Annotated in this window: 17 protein-coding genes, 3 tRNA genes and 1 pseudogene; 11 read left to right on the forward strand and 10 right to left on the reverse strand. The window is 69.3% G+C overall.

Annotated elements, in window-relative coordinates; genetic code table 11:
* From ACZ5CR_RS07420 to ACZ5CR_RS07435, 4 genes are all read right to left on the reverse strand, one after another.
* Window positions 1–1,911, reverse strand: coding sequence for an ABC transporter ATP-binding protein (locus ACZ5CR_RS07420; RefSeq protein WP_468854511.1), 1,911 nt, complete (start codon window positions 1,909–1,911; stop codon window positions 1–3).
* A 14-nt stretch (window positions 1,912–1,925) separates the two neighbouring features.
* Window positions 1,926–3,659 (reverse strand): ABC transporter ATP-binding protein, encoded by a 1,734-nt coding sequence (locus ACZ5CR_RS07425; RefSeq protein ID WP_468854513.1) that lies wholly within the window; start codon window positions 3,657–3,659, stop codon window positions 1,926–1,928.
* A gap of 150 nt (window positions 3,660–3,809) precedes the next feature.
* Window positions 3,810–5,240: a xylulokinase gene (locus ACZ5CR_RS07430; protein WP_468854514.1), complete on the reverse strand. Its 1,431-nt coding sequence runs from the start codon at window positions 5,238–5,240 to the stop codon at window positions 3,810–3,812.
* Window positions 5,241–5,330: 90 nt separating this feature from the next.
* Window positions 5,331–5,633, reverse strand: a complete 303-nt coding sequence (locus ACZ5CR_RS07435; protein WP_468854516.1) for a YtxH domain-containing protein — start codon at window positions 5,631–5,633, stop codon at window positions 5,331–5,333.
* 180 nt (window positions 5,634–5,813) lie between these two features.
* Here ACZ5CR_RS07435 and ACZ5CR_RS07440 point away from each other — a divergent pair.
* From ACZ5CR_RS07440 to ACZ5CR_RS07455, 4 genes and pseudogenes are all read left to right on the forward strand, one after another.
* Window positions 5,814–5,886, forward strand: a tRNA-Asn gene (locus tag ACZ5CR_RS07440).
* Window positions 5,887–5,891: 5 nt separating this feature from the next.
* A tRNA-Asn gene (locus tag ACZ5CR_RS07445) sits at window positions 5,892–5,964 on the forward strand.
* A gap of 176 nt (window positions 5,965–6,140) precedes the next feature.
* Window positions 6,141–6,214, forward strand: a tRNA-Ile gene (locus ACZ5CR_RS07450).
* 324 nt (window positions 6,215–6,538) lie between these two features.
* Window positions 6,539–6,874 (forward strand): annotated as a pseudogene (locus ACZ5CR_RS07455) (PIN domain-containing protein); the annotation flags it as partial.
* Window positions 6,875–7,048: 174 nt separating this feature from the next.
* Here the strand turns inward: ACZ5CR_RS07455 and ACZ5CR_RS07460 are convergent.
* A complete protein-coding gene (locus tag ACZ5CR_RS07460) occupies window positions 7,049–8,299 on the reverse strand; it encodes an FAD-dependent monooxygenase (RefSeq protein ID WP_468854518.1) in 1,251 nt (416 codons plus the stop codon).
* A 78-nt stretch (window positions 8,300–8,377) separates the two neighbouring features.
* Here ACZ5CR_RS07460 and ACZ5CR_RS07465 point away from each other — a divergent pair, with 78 nt between their 5' ends.
* From ACZ5CR_RS07465 to ACZ5CR_RS07485, 5 genes are all read left to right on the forward strand, one after another.
* The gene (locus ACZ5CR_RS07465) at window positions 8,378–8,995 is read left to right on the forward strand and encodes a TetR/AcrR family transcriptional regulator C-terminal domain-containing protein (RefSeq protein WP_468854823.1); all 618 of its coding nucleotides are present in this window, start codon (window positions 8,378–8,380) and stop codon (window positions 8,993–8,995) included.
* Window positions 8,996–9,108: 113 nt separating this feature from the next.
* Window positions 9,109–9,351 carry a hypothetical protein gene (locus ACZ5CR_RS07470; protein WP_468854520.1) on the forward strand — a complete coding sequence of 81 codons (243 nt, stop codon included), beginning with the start codon at window positions 9,109–9,111 and terminating at the stop codon, window positions 9,349–9,351.
* A gap of 106 nt (window positions 9,352–9,457) precedes the next feature.
* A complete protein-coding gene (locus ACZ5CR_RS07475; protein ID WP_468854522.1) occupies window positions 9,458–10,084 on the forward strand; it encodes an SMI1/KNR4 family protein in 627 nt (208 codons plus the stop codon).
* 18 nt (window positions 10,085–10,102) lie between these two features.
* Window positions 10,103–10,375 carry a hypothetical protein gene (locus tag ACZ5CR_RS07480; RefSeq protein ID WP_468854524.1) on the forward strand — a complete coding sequence of 91 codons (273 nt, stop codon included), beginning with the start codon at window positions 10,103–10,105 and terminating at the stop codon, window positions 10,373–10,375.
* Between the two features lie 466 nt (window positions 10,376–10,841).
* Window positions 10,842–11,282 carry a hypothetical protein gene (locus tag ACZ5CR_RS07485; RefSeq protein ID WP_468854527.1) on the forward strand — a complete coding sequence of 147 codons (441 nt, stop codon included), beginning with the start codon at window positions 10,842–10,844 and terminating at the stop codon, window positions 11,280–11,282.
* 269 nt (window positions 11,283–11,551) lie between these two features.
* Here the strand turns inward: ACZ5CR_RS07485 and ACZ5CR_RS07490 are convergent, their stop codons facing one another.
* Entirely contained in the window at window positions 11,552–11,953 is a 402-nt protein-coding gene (locus tag ACZ5CR_RS07490; protein WP_468854528.1) for a nitroreductase family deazaflavin-dependent oxidoreductase, read from the reverse strand.
* A gap of 243 nt (window positions 11,954–12,196) precedes the next feature.
* On the opposite strand from ACZ5CR_RS07490, the gene ACZ5CR_RS07495 reads away from it, so the two are divergent.
* Complete coding sequence (locus ACZ5CR_RS07495) at window positions 12,197–12,409, forward strand: hypothetical protein (RefSeq protein ID WP_468854825.1); 213 nt, start codon at window positions 12,197–12,199, stop codon at window positions 12,407–12,409.
* A 12-nt stretch (window positions 12,410–12,421) separates the two neighbouring features.
* Here the strand turns inward: ACZ5CR_RS07495 and ACZ5CR_RS07500 are convergent, their stop codons facing one another.
* The 3 genes from ACZ5CR_RS07500 to mreB form a co-directional block, all read right to left on the reverse strand.
* A complete protein-coding gene (locus tag ACZ5CR_RS07500) occupies window positions 12,422–14,029 on the reverse strand; it encodes a GAF domain-containing protein (RefSeq protein ID WP_468854530.1) in 1,608 nt (535 codons plus the stop codon).
* On the reverse strand, window positions 14,026–14,298 hold the full coding sequence (locus ACZ5CR_RS07505) for a CBU_0592 family membrane protein (RefSeq protein WP_468854532.1): 273 nt from the start codon (window positions 14,296–14,298) through the stop codon (window positions 14,026–14,028). Before ACZ5CR_RS07505 ends, ACZ5CR_RS07500 begins: the two co-directional genes overlap by 4 nt.
* Window positions 14,299–14,383: 85 nt before the next feature.
* Window positions 14,384–15,421: a rod shape-determining protein gene (gene mreB, locus ACZ5CR_RS07510; protein ID WP_389914091.1), complete on the reverse strand. Its 1,038-nt coding sequence runs from the start codon at window positions 15,419–15,421 to the stop codon at window positions 14,384–14,386.
* 235 nt (window positions 15,422–15,656) lie between these two features.
* Between mreB and ACZ5CR_RS07515 the strand changes: the two genes are divergently transcribed.
* Entirely contained in the window at window positions 15,657–16,934 is a 1,278-nt protein-coding gene (locus ACZ5CR_RS07515; protein ID WP_468854827.1) for an MFS transporter, read from the forward strand.
* Window positions 16,935–17,216: 282 nt separating this feature from the next.
* On the opposite strand, the gene ACZ5CR_RS07520 is transcribed toward ACZ5CR_RS07515, so the two are convergent.
* The gene (locus ACZ5CR_RS07520) at window positions 17,217–17,624 is read right to left on the reverse strand and encodes a CU044_2847 family protein (RefSeq protein ID WP_468854535.1); all 408 of its coding nucleotides are present in this window, start codon (window positions 17,622–17,624) and stop codon (window positions 17,217–17,219) included.
* Window positions 17,625–17,884 lie beyond the last annotated feature (260 nt).

A 17,884-nucleotide genomic window follows, 5' to 3' on the forward strand; every position in this document is an offset into this window, starting at 1 on the left:
CTAGTCGACCTCGGCCACGGCCTGCGCGAACTGAGCGGCATACAGACGGGCATAAGCCCCGTCCTGCGCCAGCAACGCGTCATGCGTGCCCTGCTCCACGATCGCCCCGTTCTCCATCACCAGGATCGTGTCCGCGTCCCGGATCGTGGAGAGCCGGTGGGCGATGACGAACGAGGTCCGCCCGTGGGCGAGCCGCGCCATCGCCTTCTGGATCAGCACTTCGGTACGGGTGTCGACCGAGCTCGTCGCCTCGTCGAGGACCAGGATCACCGGGTCGGACAGGAACGCCCGCGCGATCGTGATCAGCTGCTTCTCGCCCGCGCTCACCCCCGTGCCGTCGTCGTCGATCACCGTGTCGTAGCCGTCGGGCAGCGTGCGGCAGAAACGGTCGGCGTGGGCCGCCCGCGCCGCCTCCTCGATCTCCTCGCGGGTGACGTCCTTGGCCGCTCCGTACGCGATGTTCTCCGCGATGGTGCCGCCGAACAGCCAGGTGTCCTGGAGGACCATGCCGATGCCGGAGCGCAGCTCGTCGCGCGACATCTTCGCGATGTCGACCCCGTCGAGAGTGATGCGCCCGCCGGTGACTTCGTAGAACCGCATCAGCAGGTTGACCAGCGTGGTCTTGCCCGCGCCGGTCGGTCCGACGATCGCCACCGTGTGACCGGGATCGACCTTGAGGGACAGGTCCTCGATGAGGGGCTTGTCCTTCTCGTAGCGGAAGGACACCTTGTCCATCTCGACCCGGCCGCGCAGCTGGTCGGGGCGCTCGCCAGGCACCGGGTCGGCCTGCTGCTCCTCGGCGTCGAGCAGCTCGAAGATCCGCTCGGCGGACGCGACACCGGACTGCACCAGGTTCGCCATCGACGCGACCTGCGTGAGCGGCATCGAGAACTGCCGCGAGTACTGGATGAAGGCCTGTACGTCACCGATCGACAGTGCGCCCGACGCGACCCGCAGGCCACCGACCACGGCCACGAGCACGTAGTTCAGGTTCGACATGAAGAACATCAGCGGCTGCATGGCCCCGCTGTTGAACTGCGCCTTGAACCCGGCCTCGTACAGTGCGTCGTTCTGCTCGGCGAAGGCCTTCGCCGACTCCTCCTGGCGCCCGAAGACCTTCACCAGGTTGTGCCCGGTGTACATCTCCTCGATGTGCGCGTTGAGCTTGCCGGTGGTCTTCCACTGCTGCACGAACTGCGGCTGCGACCGCTTGCCGACCTTCGTCGCCACGAGGAACGACAGCGGCACGGTGACCAGGGCCACCAGGGCGAGCAGCGGCGAGACGTAGAACATCATCACCAGTACGCCGACGATGGTGAGCAGTGAGTTCACCAGCTGGCCCATGGTCTGCTGGAGGGTCTGGCCGATGTTGTCGAGGTCGTTCGTCGCGCGGCTGAGCACCTCACCGCGCTGCCGCTTGTCGAAGTACGACAGCGGAAGCCGCGACAGCTTCTCCTGCACGTCGCCGCGCATGTTGAAGACGGTCTTGTTGATGGCGCGGTTCGAGAGCCGCGTCGAGATCATCATCAGCAGTCCCGCGATCAGGAACACGCCGAGAGCGAGCAGGAGCACCTCGCCCACGGCGCCGAAGTCGATGCCCTTGCCCGGCGTGAAGTCGACCCCCGAGAGCATGTCGGCCATGCCGCCGTCGCCCTTGTCGCGCAGACCCTCGATGGCCTGGTCCTTGGTGACGCCGTCCGGCATGTCACGGCCGACGATGCCCGCGAAGAGCAGGTCGGTCGCCTTGCCGAGGATCTTGGGGCCGAGCACGCTGAGCGCCACGCTGAGCACTCCGGCGCCGATCATCCCGTACATCGTGGTGCGTTCCGGCTTGAACTGCGAGAGGAGCCGTCTGCCGGACCCCTTGAAGTCCATGGACTTGGAGTCCGGCCCCATCATCGGTCCACCCATGCCACCAGGGGGCATTACGCGGCCTCCGCTTCCGTCAGCTGGGAGAGCACGATCTCCCGGTAGGTCTCATTGCCGGCCATGAGCTCGCGGTGGCTCCCCGTCCCCACGACCCGGCCCTCGTCGAGGACGATGATGCGGTCGGCGTCCCGGATCGTCGCCACGCGCTGGGCGACGATCACGACGGTCGCCTCGGCGGTCTCGCGGCCGAGCGCGGCGCGCAGGGCGGCGTCGGTCGCGTAGTCCAGGGCCGAGAAGGAATCGTCGAAGAGGTAGATCTCGGGCCGCTGCACCAGGGTCCGCGCGATCGCGAGCCGCTGGCGCTGACCGCCGGAGACGTTGGTGCCGCCCTGCGAGATGGGCGCGTTCAGGCCCTCCTCCAGGCTCTCGACGAAGCCCTTGGCCTGGGCGACCTCCAGGGCGTGCCAGAGCTCCTCGTCCGTCGCGTCCGGGTTTCCGTAGCGGAGATTGGTGGCGACCGTGCCGGCGAAGAGGTACGGCTTCTGCGGTACGAGGCCCACCGTCCTCGCCAGCAGCCCGGGCTCGATGGTGTGCACGGGCACGCCGTCCACCAGGACCTCGCCCTCGGTGCTGTCGATGAGCCGCGGCACGAGGCTGAGCAGCGTCGACTTGCCGCTGCCGGTCGACCCGATCACGGCGGTCGTCTCACCGGGCCGTGCGACCAGGTCGACGGCCTTGATGACGGGCTCCTCGGCGCCGGGGTAGCGGAAGCCCGCCTCGCGGATCTCCAGGTGGCCGTGGCGCCGCAGCTCGGTCACGGGGGAGGACGGGGGCACCACGCTGCTCTCGGTGTCCAGGACCTCCTCGATGCGCTCGGCGCAGACCTCGGCGCGCGGCACCATCATGAACATGAAGGTGGCCATCATCACCGACATCACGATCTGCATCAGATACGCCAGGAACGCGGTGAGCGCCCCGATCTGCATGCCGCCGCTGTCGATGCGGTGGGCGCCGAACCACACCACGGCGATCGACGAGATGTTCACGACGGTCATGACGATCGGGAACATCAGTGCGAGCAGCTTGCCGGTGCCGAGCGACACCTCGGTCAGCTCGCTGTTGGCCTGCCGGAAGCGGTCCTTCTCGTACTCGTCGCGGACGAAGGCGCGGATGACGCGGTTGCCGGTGATCTGCTCGCGCAGCACGCGGTTCACGGTGTCCAGGCGCACCTGCATGCTGCGGAAGAGCGGGCGAAGGCGCTTCACGATCAGGCTCACGCAGATCGCGAGGACGGGCACGACGGCGATCAGGACGCCCGAGAGCGGTACGTCGAGGCCGAGGGCCATGATGATGCCGCCGACGCACATGATCGGTGCCGAGACCATCAGGGTGAACGTCATCAGGACCAGCATCTGGACCTGCTGGACGTCGTTCGTGGTCCTGGTGATCAGGGACGGCGCGCCGAACTGCCCCAACTCCCGTGCGGAGAAAGACTGCACGCGGTCGAAGACGGCGGCCCGGACGTCGCGGCCGAGGGCGGACGCGGTGCGGGCGCCGTAGTAGACGGCCCCCACGTTGCAGATCACCTGGGCGACGGTGACGGCGATCATGACGCCGCCGAACGAGAGGATGTAGCCCGTGTCGCCCTTCACGACACCCTCGTCGATGATGTCGGCGTTGAGCGTGGGCAGATAGAGCGAGGCGCAGGTCTGCAGGAGCTGCAGGAGCACCAGCAGGGCGATGGGTTTCTTGTACGGACCAAGATGGGCCCGTAGGAGTCGTATGAGCACGCTCGGTCTCTCGGGAGGAAGTGGCGGCGGGGGTCGGCGATCGTGGCGAGGTCGCCCCCATACTCCGACACCGCACCCACCCGCGCGCAACCGATTAACCCATGACCCGGTAAAACATTAGCCTGGGTACATAAGTCGCCACACCGAAGGTCAGCCGTCAAGTGCCCCGGGGTGCGTCTGTTCCCGTACGGTCCGGTACTGCTGACGCACCGCCTGACCCACGGGGAGCTCGTCGCCCGGCTCGAAGACCTGCGCCGACGCCCCCTGCCAGTACGGCAGTTGCCCGTTCAGCGCCCAGGCCGCCTGCCGCGCCGCACCGATCGCCGCGTAGTCCGCGGGCTGCGGCACCACGACCTGCGTGCCGAACAGCATCGGCGCCGCGGCCTGCACGGCCGGCAGCTCGGCGGCCCCGCCGAGCAGGAAGATCCGGCGCACCTCCACACCTCGCGAGCGCAGCACGTCGAGCGCGTCCCCGAGCCCGCACAGCATGCCCTCGAAGGCCGCCCGCGCCAGGTGCTCGGGCCGCATCGACTCCCGCCGCAGCCCCGTCAGGGTGCCCGCCGCGTGCGGCAGATTCGGCGTCTTCTCACCCTCCAGATACGGCAGGAGTACCAGCCCGTGCGCACCCGGCGTCGACTTCATGGCCAGATCGGAGAGCGCGTCGAGGTCGGACACCCCGAGCATCTCGGCGGCGCCGCGCAACACGCGCACCGCGTTCAGCGTGTGCACCACCGGCAGATGCAGGCCGGTGGCGTCCGCCAGCGAAGTGATCGTCCCGCTCGGATCGACGAGCGCCTCGTGGTGGACGGCCATCACGGACCCCGAAGCCCCCAACGAGACGACCGCGTCGCCCTGTTGGACCCCGAGCCCGAACGCCGCCGCCATCGTCTCACCGGTACCCGCCGAGATCAGCAGCCCCTCGGGCGTCGTCCCCGCGGCCTCGGCGGGACCGATCACCTCGGGCAGCATCGCCTGGTGCCCGAGCGCGAGTTCCACGAGATCGGGGCGGTACGTACCCGTCGCCGCCGACCAGTAGCCGGTACCCGAGGCGCCGCCGCGGTCCGTCGTGCGCCGCGCGGGCCGCCCGAGCAGCTGCCACACCAGCCAGTCGTGGGCCTGCATGAGGGAGGCGACGCGCTGGGCGGCCTCCGGCTCGGTCTTGGCCAGCCAGCGCAGCTTCGTCACGGGGTGGGCCGCCTGCGGGACGCAGCCCACGGCCTGCGCCCAGGCCTCGCGGCTGCCGAGTCCGTCGGTCAGGTCGGCGGCGGCGACCTGCGCCCGCCGGTCGTTGCCGACGAGCGCGGGCCGCACGGTGTTGCCGTGCTGGTCCAGGGGGACGAGCGCGTTCTGCTGCGCGGAGACGCCGATGGCCTGCACGCCTTCGAGCAGCCCACCGCCCGCCGCCTCGCCGAGCGAGAGCAGCCAGGCCTGCGGATCCACGTCCGAGGGACGGCCGCCTCCATCGGGGCTCTCCGTCGGATGCGGGGCATAGCCCTGCTTGAGTACGGCGCCCGTGTCCGCGTCACAGACCACGATGCGCGTGAAATCGGGCGAACTGTCCAACCCTGCGACTATCCCCATGCCTGGAATTCTGCCGCACCGCGCGACGTGTCCCGTACCTCAGCTCCCAGGAACAGCCACCGTCACGTACTGGTCACCTATCAGCGCTGGTCACGTATTGGTGGTGCCCCAGTCGTCCTCGCCGCCGCCCTGCCCGCGATCGCGCAGCGACCGGACGCGGTCGGTCACCGAGTCGGGGACCCGGTCCCCGACCTTCTCGGACACGGAGTGGAAGGCCTTGCCCGCCACCTCGCGGCCCTGCTGCGTCGCGGACTCGACCGTGTTGCGCACGGCCGGGTTCTGCGAGAACTCGCGGGCTGACTTCTTCAGCTTCTCGTAGCGCTCGCGACCGGCCCGGGTACCGAGCACGTACCCGAGAGCCAGTCCCGCCACGAATGTGAGCCGGTAGCGCATGACTGCCACCCTTCCCTTGCGTCGGCGTCGAGCGTGTGTTCGCTCGTCTGCTGCTCTGTGTCGGCGGTGGGGGGATACCGATTGGCGGAGCACCCCCCTGCTTGCGCTAATGTATGTGTCGCAGCGACCGCCCGCCGCCTGGAGAGTTCCCAGCTCCGTGCGTTCGATGCAACGAGACGATCCCCTGTAGCTCAATTGGCAGAGCAGCCGGCTGTTAACCGGCAGGTTACTGGTTCGAGTCCAGTCGGGGGAGCTCGGTCTCCTGTAGCTCAATTGGCAGAGCAGCCGGCTGTTAACCGGCAGGTTACTGGTTCGAGTCCAGTCGGGAGAGCAAGTGAGAAGGACCCTTGAGATTCCACTCAGGGGTCCATTTTCATGCCTGGTGGAACCATGTGGGCAGCCCTGCGGTCCTCATGGTCGAGCGATGCCGACCATCCGAAGCAGGAGATCGTATGAGCGGCTATGCTGCGGCAGACGGCGCGCACAAATGTGCGCGACGCGCCGTTAGGGGCGGTAGCTCAGCCGGTTAGAGCAGCGGACTCATAATCCGTCGGCCGTGGGTTCGAGTCCCACCCGCCCCACCGAGCTGGCCCAGGCAGAATCGTTCTGACCTGGGGAAACGCTCTTTTCCCGGGGTGTTTTGCGTGCAGCGGACGCCTCGCGGGGTGCGGCGACGTGAGCCTTCGCGCATCGAAGCCGAGCTGTGAACGGCTGTGACCTGGGCTTTTGCGGTGAAGCGTCCGTGGGAGCGTCGAGGAATGCTTCCGCGACCCCTCCAGTCGGGCCCCTGCATCGAGCATCCGTCCCCTTGGCTCTTTGGCGAAGCAGTCCCGCCTCTTCGGGTTGCGGGCGTCGGGTCAGGGGTGTGATGGCCCGTGGTTATGTCGGGGGCGTTGCGGCCCTGAGAGGGGCATATCGCCGCAGGTGTGTTCCATGTCTGCGAGCTCACCAGGGCGCAGTTCCTCTACTCGGCCACCAGTCCGGCCCACCGGGATGAGTTGGCTGACGAGCTGGATGCTCTCTGCCAGTTCTCTCCGGTTCCCAAGAACGCGTGGAGCTGGGTCGATACGGCGCAGTACAAGCTCACCCAGCAAGGGCGGCACCGAGCCGCCGGAGCCATCGATCTCCTGGTGTGTGCGGCGGCGGCCCATCACGGTCACACGGTGCTGCACGTGGACAACGACTTCGCCACGGTGTCAGCGGTACTCAAGGAAGTGCAGCAGCGGGACGTACGCGCTTGATGGTGCCCATGTGGGCTGCTTCTTGGAGCCGCGTGAGGTGGACATCTGGCAGACCTCGCCAGGAGCACCCCAGTTGCCGCGGTCGATGTCGCGGTGACCTGCCCGTTTCGTCTGGGCGGCCAGTTCTGCGTCCTGGTCGTGACTCCGCCGGGTTCCTGCTGCCCCTGAGGGTTTCTACGCGGTGCTGCTCGGTGCCGGATTGGCGGGAAGCTGCCAGTCGCCGCCGCGGTCTTCCCTGGAAAAGCGTGCGGTGAGTTCCGGGACGCGGAGGAAGCAGGCAAGTGCGGTGGTGGCCTGGAAGACGTCGATCGCGCGCTGAGTCATCGGCATGCCCAAGCGCAGCAGGCGCGGGTTGACTTCGCCCTGGATCTCGTCGACGAAGGGTCGCAGCGTTCTGTCGTAGTTCGCCAGGGCGGTCGGCAGGTCGCCGGGGTGGCGGTTGATCTCGCCGGCCAAGACATGGGCGCCGACCAGGCCGCCGGAAATGCCCATGCCGCTGTAGGGGGAGGCACAGTGCGCGGCGTCGCCGGCCAGGACCACGCGGCCCTTGGACCAGGTGTCGGTGCGCACCTGGGCGATCTCCTGGGAGTAGAAGAACGGGCTGGTCCTCATGCCCTCAATGAAGCGCTCGGTCTGCCAGCCGGCGTCGCGGAACCGGTCGGCCCAGAATGACTGCTGGCGCTCGACGGGCGCGCGGTGGATCGCGGAGGCTTCCTTAGATTCCTCCCGCATGACGAAGTACACCTGGGTCTCAGTCGGGTTGTGGCTGCGGCGCATGACCTGGCGGCCTTTCGGGACCATGTAGGTGTCCCGGATGTTGCTGTCGGAGGCGATGCGCGGGACGAACCAGTAGGCCATGTGAATGCCGACGCGCCAGTACGGGTCGAAGCCCTGCGGCAGGAGCGCCCGCCGGATGCGTGACCCCTGCCCGTCCGAGCCGATCAGAAGGTCGAATTCTCCGGATGAGCTGTCGGAGAAGTGCGCGATGACCTTGTGCTCGTCCTGCTCGAAGCCGTCCACACTCTTGCCGAAGACGTACTCGGTGTCGTTCTTCGTCGCGTCGTGCAGGATGCGCACCAGGTCGCCGCGCATGATCTCGTACTCGGAGGTGAGGGTCTGCCGGCCCTTTCCAGACGTATTGGCCATGATCGTCGCCTTGGCTTTGCCACGGGCGTCTACGAAGGCGACACCCGCCTCGTCCACGAGCGCGTCGCGAACGGCGTCGAGGAGGCCCATCCGGTTGACGGCCTCGATCCCCTGCCCCCGCAGGTCGACCTGAGCGCCGGTGGCCCGCAGTGCCGGGAAGCGTTCAGCGACGGTCACCCGGTGGCCGCCCCGGGTGAGCCAGAACGCCAGGGCCTGACCTGCGACCCCGCCGCCGGCGACGAGGACCCGCAAGGATTGTGTTCCTGATCGCGTGATCATGACCCCACTCCAGAATCTATCAGTGAGTGATTCCTTTCCAGCGTCATCTATCAGCGATAGATTGTCAACGTGACCAAGATGAACCGCGAGACCGTCATCACCGAGGCGCTCGGCCTGCTCGACGAAGTCGGACTGGACGCCGTCAGCACGAGGCGGCTGGCGAAGCGCCTGGGCGTCGAGCAGCCGTCGCTCTACTGGTACTTCCGCACCAAGAAAGACCTCTTGGCCGCCATGGCGGAAGCGGCGATGGCACCCCACGCGGCGCAACCACTGCCGACACCCGGCGACGACTGGCGTGACTGGCTCCGGGAGAACACGCGCAGCTTCAGGCACACCCTGCTGATGCGCCGGGACGGCGCACGCCTCCACGCCGGCACCACACCCACCAGCGACCTCGACCGGATCCGCCGCAAGATGGACTTCCTCGTCACCTCCGGTGTGCCCGAGCGTGACGCCCAGATGGCGATGCTGGCTGCTGGCCGCTTCACGGTCGGCAGCGTCCTGGAGGAACAGGCGGAACCGAGCCCCGGCACCACCGCGCTACCGGCCGATGTGCCGGCGATCGATCATGAGTCCGCATTCGAGGCGGGCCTAGCCCTCATCCTGGACGGCCTGGAGCAACGCACCGCACAGGGGCGCGGGGCCTCTCTGTCGGCAAACGATCGTTTGCCGACAAGCAGCCGACGCGTCCAATGAACCCGTGGAATCCGGGGGTTCGCGGCGGCTCGAATCCCATCAGATCCGATAGTGATTGCTGGCAGGGTTTGGCGACGGATTGGGTCCGATCCTCCGTACGGAAGGGGCCCTCGGTGGCGAACCTGGTCTACAAGCGCGACCTGGAAGGCCGCTCCATCGCCGTCATCGCCCGCGACCACGGTGTCAGCTGCGGCGCCATCCGTACCGTCGTCGCGGACCTCCTGCCCGAGTACACGGCCGCCGACCCCGACGCCCGACCCCGGAACTGCGGGTCGTCCTCGACAGGCCGGGCCAGGTCGCCGACTTCCTCCGCACCGCCGACCTGGCGTCCGCCGAGCGCGCCACGCTCGACCTAGGTGGTGTCGTCAAATGCCACGTCCGCATCAGAGGCAGCAACTGCGAGCTGGTCCTCGCACGCGTTACGGCCGGCAGCCAGCGGCATTGTCATAGCCACCTGGCACCATGATCGGCATGAGTGAGACAACTGAGCCTGAAGAGAATGAAGTTGCCGGTGTTCTGACCACGCCGGAAGAGTGGCGTGTCTTTTTGAAGCGCTACGGCGAGCTGTACGTGAAGGTCCGTGCCGACGACGAAGAGTTGGTCGATCTGCTGGATGACGATCAGCTGGAGGTTCTGGATCGAGGGGGGCGGGTTGAGCTGTGGTTGGGTGAAGCCCCTGCTCGGGAGGAAGCTCTGGCGGCATCCGAGGAGCGGCTCGGAGTGCGGCTCCCACCCAGCCTGCGGGGATTCTTCCTGGCAAGCGACGGGTGGACGCACCTCGATGACTACGTGGACGGTGTCCATTCCTGCGGCCGCGTCTTGTGGATGCGGGACAGCGAGGCCGGCAGACGTGTGACCGATACCTACGACTCGATACCCGGCAACGAGGACGATGTTCAGTTGTTTCGCCGGTCCATCGAGGTCGCCCAGGGAGAGGACTTCTGGTTGCTCGATCCGACCGACGTCGGGCCGGACGGCGAGTGGGCCGCCTACGAGTTCGCACCGAAGTACGGCAACCCGACGAAGTACCCCAGCTTCTCCGCGTTGATCCGCTCCGGGTACGAGAGCATGGAGGAGGACGAGGACTGAGTTGGTTCGTCAGCCTTCATGCCCACATCAGGAGTCATCTCTCCTCCTGAGTCGAGCGTTAGAAATCGGCCACTGCTCCGGCTGATCGCGTTCTTCGAGACATCTCAACGGCTGGGCACCGAGGCGGACTCGGAAGGCCTGGTTGTCGAAGTGACCTGGAATGTGATTCGCGTCATCTCGGTGGTGGTCGCCATGGTTCTCGTGGGGCATACGGTGTGGAACTGGTGGCGTGTTCGACGCATCCAGCCCGAGCGGCGCGCGGAAGCCGGCGAGCCGCTGAAGCGCCTCTGAAGCTCATCGGACGCGCCCGCCCGGGGGGGAACGTGCCGGTATGGGCCCGCGCCCTGGAGCTGCTGGGCCTGAGCGGGGGTACCCGGCTCAGGTCGCGGGCGCTATCTCCTACTTCCTGGTGGACCTGCACGGCCGCCGCCGCAGGAGAGCTCGAGCGACCGCTGACGTTGACACTCGCCCTCCTGCTCCTGCTCCTCGCGTTCGCCTCCCTCGCTGCCCGGGGCACCTCCGCTTCGACGCGGGCGCCGCGGCCTCGGTCCTTTGGGGTGGACCGGATGAAGTCCAGCCAGGCAAGCATCAGTTGCGCCACGCACGCCGACGGGGCTGCGCCGAGAAGTGGGTGTATGACGAAACGGATACCGGTAGAATCCGGCACCGCTCAGTCGGTCTGCCGTACGGAACCGCATGTGAAATCGGAGCCCCGATGAACGACAGCCAAAAGATCCAAGCGTTGACATTCGTGGTCATGGCGCTGGTACTTGTCCGGCAGTTCCGTGAGAAGAGGTTGAGCGTCGCCACCTGGCTGCTTCCCGTTCTCCCTGTGGTCGTCGGTGTCCTTCAGCTGGTTCTGCGCGACCGGGACGAGCCGGGCGTCTCGATCGGCCTCGGTCTCGGCGTGGTGGCGGCGGGTGTCGTGCTCGGCGCGGCGTACGGGGCGCAGATCTCCGTACATTGCGACTCCGCAGGAGCCGTCCTGTTCAAGGCGGGCTGGATCGCGGTGCCCGTGTGGCTCCTGCTGATCGCCACCAGGACCGTGTTCGAGAAGGCCGGTCACCACTTCGACGCCCCGACCAGCTTCGGGTATCTGGTGATCTCCTTCGGGGTGATGCTCCTGGTGCGTACCGCGGGCATCGCCGTACGGGCCAAGCCGCTGGCCCCTGGCGCGTCGGTGCCTCGTACGGCCTGACGGCGGGACGGCCTGACGGCGGGACGACGGGACGGCCTGACGGGATTGCCGGGCCGGGCGGGATTGCCGGGCGGGACGAACCGCCCGGCCCGGCACCGTCACACCGGCGCGGGCCGATGGACCTCACCCTTCAACCGGCCCCGGTCAGGGCCTTCCACATCACGCGGCGGCGGGGTTCGCCGCTCGACGTCACGGCGAGTCCACCGCGCCACCGGCGACTCGACGCCGTACGGAAGGTGCGCCCCGGCGAGCGGTTCCTTCTCCGGACCTCAGACGCGCTCCAGCACCACGACCGGGATCGCCCGGTCGGTCTTCTGCTGGTACTCGTCGTACGCGGGCCACGTCGCGGCCATCGTCCGCCACATGCCCGGCTTCTCCTCCGCGGTCGCGACGCGCGCGCGGGCGGTGTAGCGATCGCCCTTCACCTGTACCTGGACCTCGGGGTCCGCCTCCAGGTTGCGGAACCAGAGGGGCGGCGTGTCGGCGCCGCCGTTCGAGGCCACCACGAGCACCGCGTCACCGTGCGGCCGGTAGATCAGCGGGGTGCTGCGCTGCTCACCGCTCTTGCGGCCGGTCGTGGTGAGGATCAACACCGTGGTGCCCTGCCAGTCGTGGCCCTCCTCGCCGTCCGTCTCCACGTAACGCTTCACATGCTCTTTGCCGAACAGCATCTGCCGTCTCTCCTTCGTGTCCTCGCGCGTTCGCGCGACGTGCCGACCCGATGTCATGGCCACCCTGCGTCTTCCTCCCTGCCCGGCGCCGAATCGACGCGCCCGATCGTGGAGTGAGCTTCAGCCCCGGGATCCGGGGCAGCAGGGCTTCATGAAGATATTGATCGTCCTGGTGGTGATCGGCCTTGCCGCGGCCTGGTACCTGCAATCGCGGAAGCGCCCGTGAGCGCCCGCGACGGTGGCATGGACACAGCGCCGGTGGTCGTGCATCCGCCGCTCGGCACGGGCGGCCGACGGGTGACGGTGCGCGGGGAGATCCTCGGCCTCGCGCACTCGGACGCCGACGTCGTCGAGTTCCTGCGGCAGGCCGGTCTCTCGGACGCTGAGGCGCTGCTCGACGATCTGGCCTGGGTGAAATGGCGCGGCGGGAGCGCGCACCACTACGAAGCGGCATGAGCCGGGCGCCGCTCACAGAGGCGCCTGCCACGTGACCGTCGTGCCCGGGCCCATGTCGTCCGTCGTGCCGTCGTCATGCACCGTCAGGCGCACCCCCGTCCGCCCGTCCGCCAGCGTCGCCCGGGCATCCACCGCCACCTCGATACGGGTGACGTCGGGGCGGCGTGACGCGGTGGCCAGGGCGCGGCGCAGGGCGGCGAGGAGGTGGCCCGCCGCCGGGTCCGTGATGCGGGTGTCGACGGCGCCGGTGAAGTGCACGGACGGCTGTACGCCGACGACCGCTGCCGCGCCCGCCGTCTCGCGGAGCACCTTGCCGCGGAACGTGGTCGGGGCGTCGGCGGGCGGCTGCTGGAGCGCGAAGATCGCCGTACGGACCTCCTGGATGGTGGACTCCAGCTCGTCCACGGCCTGGTCGAGGGTGGACTCGACCTGCGGGGACGTGTCCCTGCGGCGGGTCGACTCCAGCATCATTCCCGTCGCGAAGAGCCGCTGGACGACGAGGTCGTGCAGGTCGCGGGCGATACGGTCGCGGTCCTCGAACACCGCGAGGCGCTGCCGGCTCTGCTGGGCGTCCGCCAGGACTAGGGCAAGGGCGGCCTGGGAGGCGAACTGGGTGGCAAGGAGCCGCTCCACGGAGGTGTAGGCGCGCTCGCCCCTGCGGCGGGGCAGCGCGAGCGTCCCGATGAGCCGCCCGCCCGCCTGGAGCGGCAGCATCAGGCTGGGCCCGAAGTTCGTCCGCACGTGGGTGGTCATCCGGGGGTCGGTCGCGGAGTCCTCGATGAACACCGGCTCACCCCCGAGCAGTTGTTCGAGGACCGCGCTGCCCGGCTCGATGGTCGTGCCGATGAGGTCGTTCTGGAGGTCGTGGGGGTGGGCCCGGGCCTCGTTCGGGGGCTCGGTGGCGTCCTGTGCCGTCGCCGCCGCGACGATCCGCATGCCGCCCTGGTCCGTGGGCTGCAGGATCACCCCCGCGGAGGCGTTCGCGAGGATCCTGGCCCGCTCGGCGACCGTCATCAGGGCGTCGGCCGCCGGTTCGCCGGTGAGCAGCGCCGTGGTGACCGCGGCCGCCCCGTCGATCCACCGCTCGCGCTGCCTGGCCGCCTCGTACAGGCGTGCGTTGCCGATCGCGATGCCCGCCTGGCTCGCGAGGACGCGGAGCAGTTGCAGGTCCTCGTCCGTGAAGCGGCCGCCGTGCTTCTCGTGCTTCTCGGTGAGGTAGAGATTGCCGAACGCCTCGTCGTGGACGTGCACGGGAACGCCCAGGAAGCTGTGCATCTCCGGATGCCCCGGCGGTACGCCGCACGAGCGCGGGTCCGCCGTCAGGTCGTCGATGAGCAGCGGCCGCGGCTCGCGGAGCAGGGTGCCGATGAGGCCCGAGTGACCGTCGGGGAGGTGGCCGATACGGTCCCGCTCGGCCGAGGTCAGGCCCGCCGTGAACAGCTCGGTCAGCTTGCCGTGCCCGGGGTCGATGACGCCGAGCGCGCCGTACCTGGCGCCGGTGAGCTCGGCCGCGCTCTCCACGATGCGCTGGAGGGTGGTGTGCAGTTCGAGGTCCGTGCCGACGCCGAGCACCGCGTCCAGGAGGGGCACCAGGGGCAGGGGCAGGTCGTCGCCGCTCATCGCGCGGCGCCCGCTGAGTCCCCGCCGGTCTCGCCGCCCCGCGCCTTCTTGACCAGGCTCAGCGACGAGACCACCATCCACGCACCCTCCAGAAGCAGAAATCCCCACTGACGTTCGTAGAGAGCGTCGCCCGCCGTGAGCCCCGATCCGACGAAGTTCAGCCAGAGGTAGGACCAGGTGCCCGTGCCGAGCCTGCCCGCCTGGGCCAGGACGAAGGCGAGCAGGATCAGCGCGGAGCCGATCAGCTGCACGGTCATCGAAATCGGCATACGAGCACTCTTCCGCGGGGTGCCGAGGTCAGCTGGGGTGCCGAGATCAGCGGGGGCGCCGGGACCAGCCGGGGAGTCTCCGGGATCAGCCGGAGAGCGGGCTGAGGACCAGCGGCTGGATCTTGCCCTCCAGCATCGCCCCGAGCCCCATCACGGCACACACGTCGGGCCGCTCGGCGATCGCCACCGGCATCCCCGTCGCGTCCCGCAGCATCTGGTCGAGCCCCGGGAGCAGCGCGCTGCCGCCGACCATCATGATCCCGCGATCGGCCAGGTCGGCCACCAGGTCCGGCGGGCAGTCCCGCAGCACCTTGCCGATGCCGTCGAGCACGGCGGTGAGCGGGGCGTGGATCGCGTTGCGTACGGCCGCGGTGTCGACGTGCACCGAGCGGGCGAGCCCCGTGGCGACGTCGCGGCCGTGGATCTCGGTCGACTCGGGCCCCTGCGAGGTGAGGCCGTTGCCGCGCAGGGCGAGTTGCAAGGGACGTACCGACTGACTGGGCAGCATCAACTCGTGGTGGTGGCGCAGGTGCTGGACGATCGCCTCGTCGATCACCTCACCACCGACGGGGATCCGCTGCGCGGTGACGATCGAACCCATCGACAACACCGCGACCTGCGTGGTCGCGGCCCCGCAGACCAGGATCATGGTCGCTTCCGGCCGCTCGACGGGCAGCCCGCAGCCGACCGCGGCAGCGATGAGCGTGTCCACGAGCTCGACCCTGCGTGCCCCGAGCCCGACCATGGTCTCCACGGCGGCGCGCCGCGCGAGCGGGTCCGCGTCGTGGGGTGTGCAGGCGGCGGCGCGCAGCCGCGGCTTGCGGCGCAGGGCGCGCCGGAGCTTCTCGCCGATGAGGTGCCGCAGCATGCGCTGGGCCATCTCGATGTCGACGACGGTGCCGCCGGAGACCGGCCGTACGACCCGGATGTACCCCGGCGTACGTCCCGTCATCTGCTCGGCGAACCGGCCGACCGCGATGAGCGCGCCCGTCCGTGTGTTCACGGCGGCGGCGCTCGGTTCGTCCACGACGAGACCCGCGCCCTTCACGAACACCCGGGTCCTCGCGGCACCCAGGTCGACGGCGATGTGGCAGCGGCGCAACTGCTCCAGACTGACGGTCATGGCAGATCCTCCCGAGAGCGCAGACCGTACGGACCGTCGGACGGCGGTCCTGTCTCGCATCGTGCGATGGCCGCGGGCGGCGCGCGCGTTGGGCTGAGCCGGGCGGGGTGCCGCCGCACGGGTGGTCTTGATCGCGTCGCGGGCGGCACAGTTAGCATCCCGTGTGACGCATACGCCTCCGGAAGAAGACGAAGCCGACGGCTCCCCCATATCCGGAGCCGACCACAACCCCCCGCTGTCCCCGCTACCAGTGGAGCCCCACGGGCCCGTCACGAAAAGGCGGATACTCGCCGATCTGACGCCTTTGCGTACGTCCGTCGACTACCGCCGTCTCTGGGTCGGCAACACGATCTCCTGGATCGGCCAGGCGATGACCGCCCTCGCGGTCTCCCTCCAGGTCTACGACATCACGCACTCCAGCTTCTCGGTCGGCCTCGTGGGCCTCTTCTCGCTCGTCCCCCTCGTGGTGTTCGGCCTGTACGGGGGCGCGATCGCGGACACGGTGGACCGGCGGAAGCTGGGCCTCTACTCCTCGCTCGGCTCGTGCGGCCTCTCGGTCGCCCTGGCGGCGGGCGCCTTCGTGGGCTTCCACCACGTGTGGTTCCTGTACGCCGTGGTCGCGCTGCAGGCGGTCTGCGCGGCGCTGAACTCTCCGGCGCGCTCGTCGATGATTCCGCGTCTCCTGCCGCCCGAGCAGTTGCCCGCGGCGAACGCGCTCTCGTCGATGACGGTGACGTCGGGCACGATGCTCGGCCCCATGCTGGGCGGGCTCATCGTCGGCCTGTGGGGCTATCAGGCGGCGTACGCGATCGACGCGGTGGCGTTCAGCGCGGCGCTGTACGCGATGTGGCGGCTGCCCGCGATGCGGCCACAGGGAGCTGAGGAGGGGGTGCCCAGGAAGCGGGCGTCGGTGCTCCAAGGGCTGCGGTTCCTCGCCACGCGGCCGAACCTGCGGATGACCTTCTTCACGGACATGTGCGCCATGGTGCTCGCGCATCCACGGGCCCTGTTCCCCGCGGTGGCGGTGGTGTGGTTCGGGGGCGACGCGAAGACGGTGGGCCTGCTGATCGCGGCGCCCGCGGTGGGAGCGCTGCTCGGCGGGGTGTTCTCCGGGTGGCTCGGGCGGGTCCGGCGGCATGGTCTGGCGATTCTGCTCGCGGTGGCCGGGTGGGGCACGGCGATCGCCGTCTTCGGCCTCACGCGCAATCTGTGGCTCGGACTGTTCTTCCTCGCGGTGGCGGGCTGTACGGACACCATCTCGATGGTGCTCAGGAACACGATGCTCCAGGCGGCCGTGCCGGACGAGATGCGGGGGCGGTTGCAGGGGGTCTTCATCGTGGTGGTCGCGGGCGGGCCCCGCCTCGGTGACTTCGTCGCGGGGTCGGTGGGGGATGTGGCGGCGCCCGGGGTGGCGCTGGTGGGAGGGGGGATCGCGTGCGTGGTCGCCGTGGGGTTGCTGGGGCTCAAGTGGCGGGGGTTCGCCCGGTACGACGCGCGGGCGCCGGAGGCGTGAGGCGGAGGCGGGTCGTGGGCAGAGCCGTGGTGTGCCAGAGGCGTTCCGGGAGTGGCTGAATCACCGCCGTCGGCAGCTGGGCCGCCCAGTGGCGCAGTGTGCGGTTCCGCCGTGCGGAAGATGTGTGCCGCCCAATCGGGGTGCGGGGGAGAGGGACGGGGACGGGCTTGTCGCCGCTGCTTCGGACGGCGTGCGCGCAGGTCAGTACGTGCCGCTCGGACACGGGGAAGCCGGACCCGATCTCGCCCCCGCGCACGATGCGGGCATGCCACGATGCGCTGCTCATGGGGCGGGGGTGGCCTCCGGGGGGTTCGCGGGTACGGCCGGGGCCGCGGCTGCTTCCGGAGTCGTCACCGCACTCCGCGTCGCAGCGGGCCCTTCCGGTGTCCACGCGAGGCGAACCACCAGGTGGCCCTCCGCCGTGCCCTTCACGATGACCGCGCCCGCCTCCGCAGACATCCGCACCCCGAACTCGATCTCCACCGAGTCCGGGCGCAACGTGCCGTCACGGAACACCCGCAGCGCGGACTCCGCCGCCGCGCGTGCCCCGGCGAGCGACTGCTCGAAGGTGTGGACCGCGCGGGAAGGACCGTCGCCACGGGAGACGAGGTGCGAGCCGTGCATGTCGTCCACGTCGGCCATGACGACGGGCGTGCCGTCGGCGGTCGCGAACTCCACCAGATCGTCCATCAACGCCCCCGCCGGAACCTCGACGCACCTGCCAACTGCATTGTCGCGGAAGGCGGTTGCGGCTGCCACCCACGTCATGGGCCATGTCGCGGGACATGTCACGAGCAACCTCACCGGATACGTCACGAGCGACGTATCCGGACAGGCATGGCCGTCTGCCGCACACGGGCGAGGCTGGCGGGAAGGTGCCCTGGCGGCTTCCCGCCAGCCTCGGTCAACACCCCCGCAACACAAGCCCCCTGACACTCGTCGCAGCACCC

Source organism: Streptomyces sp. NPDC031274 (assembly GCF_055570235.1).